1 protein-coding gene is annotated in these 2,748 nt (G+C 48.6%); it reads left to right on the top strand.

Annotated features, from left to right (window positions below; genetic code table 11):
• The first annotated feature begins 834 nt into the window (after window positions 1-834).
• Window positions 835-2,733 (top strand): calcium-binding protein, encoded by a 1,899-nt coding sequence (locus AAFP11_RS30150; protein ID WP_341740303.1) that lies wholly within the window; start codon window positions 835-837, stop codon window positions 2,731-2,733.
• Window positions 2,734-2,748 lie beyond the last annotated feature (15 nt).

The raw sequence follows: 2,748 nt of genomic DNA, 5'->3' as shown, positions 1-2,748 counted from the left end.
TGGACTACTGGGTGATGTTGAGTGACCGAGATAGTTGAGCATTTCTACTCATTTTTGTCTCGGATGATTCACTTTTACCCCCTCAACCCGCCTATGTGCCAGTTGGGGGTGCGGAATGTGGGATATATAATTCAAATCAATAAACTCTTGAACTTGCTTATAGGAAACAGTAAAGTGTTAGTCAATCAGCCAAAAATAAACTGATTAATGAATTAATGCAAATTTCACTCTATGAGAGGTGTTCGTAGGAATAGAATTTAGGACGGGCGCAAAACTAAGTTGTAAAGTCTATGTTGTGTAGGGCAATTTATGAGTTACCCCTACTAATGGTTTACGCTGCGTAAGTTCAGGAATTTTTACAGAATTGAGTTTATTAGTTGGATTTAGTGGTGTTGAAAAAGGTGCGTCGCCTTCTGTAATACCTACAAATAAAGCTAGCATCTAGTTCCAGATTTCAGCATGACTGCACAGGTGACTCGCGCGAGATGTGTAGCAATACAGCAGATTCCACATTTATGAAGGACACCGCGCGATCGATCTATCCCCACGGTAGGGACACTCAAGCGAGCCCATTACTGTCAACTTAAGGCTGAAATCCTTGAGAAATCTGGGTTTTATGCCAAGTCTAGATCCCCCTAAATCCCCCTTAAGAAGGGGGACTTTGATCGGACTCTTGTCCCCCCCTTCTTAAGGGGGGCTAGGGGGGATCTAGGGTTAATAGTCAAACAGCAGTCTGTGACAGGGTTTGACCTTAAGTTGACACGAATAAGGGAACCGTGCCGTGTCCCTACTTCATAAAGTCGGTTCAAACTTTACTTATTGAGATAAACTCCAATGGCAAATACTGATACAAAAACTGGTCAACTCGATGGCAATGACATTATTTTTCCTGATCCCGGCGGCAACTTCACGCGGGCTGATGAATATGACTTAATTACATCTGCGATCGGGCAACCTGTCACGCTTTCTCTTACGGCTACAGATTCAACCAAATATAACACGTTCCTGCAAGTTATCAATGCCGAGACGGGCGCTCTCATTGCTGATTCTGACGATACCGAGCTCAAAGTTAACCTTAACTCAGTGATTGCACCCGGTCAGCCTCCCGATGGTCCTGGTGATGACAATCCGAGCACTCCTAATTCTTTCACAATTGCCGGCGGCATTAAGTACAAAGTCCGCGTCACCAGCAATGGTGCACTCCCCGCGTCGTCTACTAATCCCTACAGTTTACAGGCCACCATTCCTACGGGTGATATCAGTTTAGTTCCCAGAGGTAGCGACTTCAGTGGCAGCCCCTTAACCGGCGCTCCTGCCGTTACATTAACTGGTAAATTGGAAGGCAGCAAAGACTTTACTTTTCTAGCTCCCACTTTCAACACCGGCAACACACTGGCTGATGAATTTTTAGTAACTACATCCTTGGTGGGCCAACCTCTCACCATTAACCTCAGCAGCAAGACACCTGGCTTTGACCCTTATGTGCAATTCGTCAACGCTGATACTGGCGCTCCTGTTGCTTTCGATGATAACGGCGGTGGCGGTTTGGACGCGCAGCTTAATGGAGTCGCGCGCCAAGCAAATACTAACTACAGAATCCGCGTCACCGGTGCTAAAGCTGGAGGTCTCCCTGCTGATTACAGCCTACAGGTCACCGTTCCTCAAGGTACTGTCACATTGACCCCCCGGAGTGGCGACACCCCCATTATCACTCCGACACCAACTCCAACGCCACCAACACCAACTCCAACACCAACTCCAACACCAACTCCAACAACTCCAACGCCACCAACTCCAACTCCAACACCAACGCCACCAACACCTGTTACTCCAACACCAACACCTGTTACTCCGACACCAACACCTGTTACTCCGACACCAACACCTGTTACTCCGACACCAACACCAACACCTTTTCCAGTTCCAACGCCTACACCAACACCAACTCCAACACCGACACCATCGCCAACACCAACACCAACGGCTGGTGGTACGCCTGTAACGATCGCGGCACCTGCAATCAATTCTTCCGGCCCTGGTACTCCTACTGGGCAACCAGCAAACACTGTTAGCGGTCAGTCTTACAACCTGTCAGACAATAATGACAATATTTTGGTGTCATCACTGCCCCCGGCTGCTGCTGGCAAACCAATCTTGGGGCTATCTGGCAACGACAATATTACCGGGACAAGCGGCTTTGATATCATTAACGGAATGCAAGGAGCCGATACAATTGACGGAGGGGCTGGCAACGACTCTTTGACCGGCGGTAAAGGATCGGATCAGATTGAAGGCGGTGCTGGTAATGACAACTTGTCCGGCAATAATGACAACGATACTCTCACCGGAGGAGATGGCAATGACACTATCACCGGTGGTAAAGAAAATGATGTCCTGATTGGTGGCTTAGGCGACGACATACTGAGTGGCGATCGCGGTCAAGACATCCTCACAGGTGGCGCTGGAAACGATACATTTATCTTAACCGGAGGGGCGGCGACGGCTGCCACCTTAGCAGAGGCAGATGTGATTACAGACTTTACTGTTGGGGACAAAATTGGTCTAACCGGCGGGAGTGTATTTGCTAGCCTCACCTTGGAAACTGTAAGTTTGAATCTGAATGGAGGAGCTGCTGTTAGTGCTACGGCAATTAAACTCGGCGGCTATTTGGGTATCGTTGTAGGGGTTGCCCCAAGCGAGCTTACGGCAAGTGTTTTTGTGCCAGCAGCATAGTTTCTGTAGCGTGGG

Origin of the sequence: Microcoleus sp. CAWBG640, from assembly GCF_020883015.1 — a bacterium.
GTDB lineage: Bacteria > Cyanobacteriota > Cyanobacteriia > Cyanobacteriales > Microcoleaceae > Microcoleus > Microcoleus anatoxicus.
This window is presented reverse-complemented; position numbering and strand designations above follow the sequence as displayed.

Bases quoted from the DNA above. Each gene is read 5' to 3' on its own strand.
- AAFP11_RS30150 (WP_341740303.1), top strand. From the start codon at position 835: ATGGCAAATACTGATACAAAAACTGGTCAACTCGATGGCAATGACATT.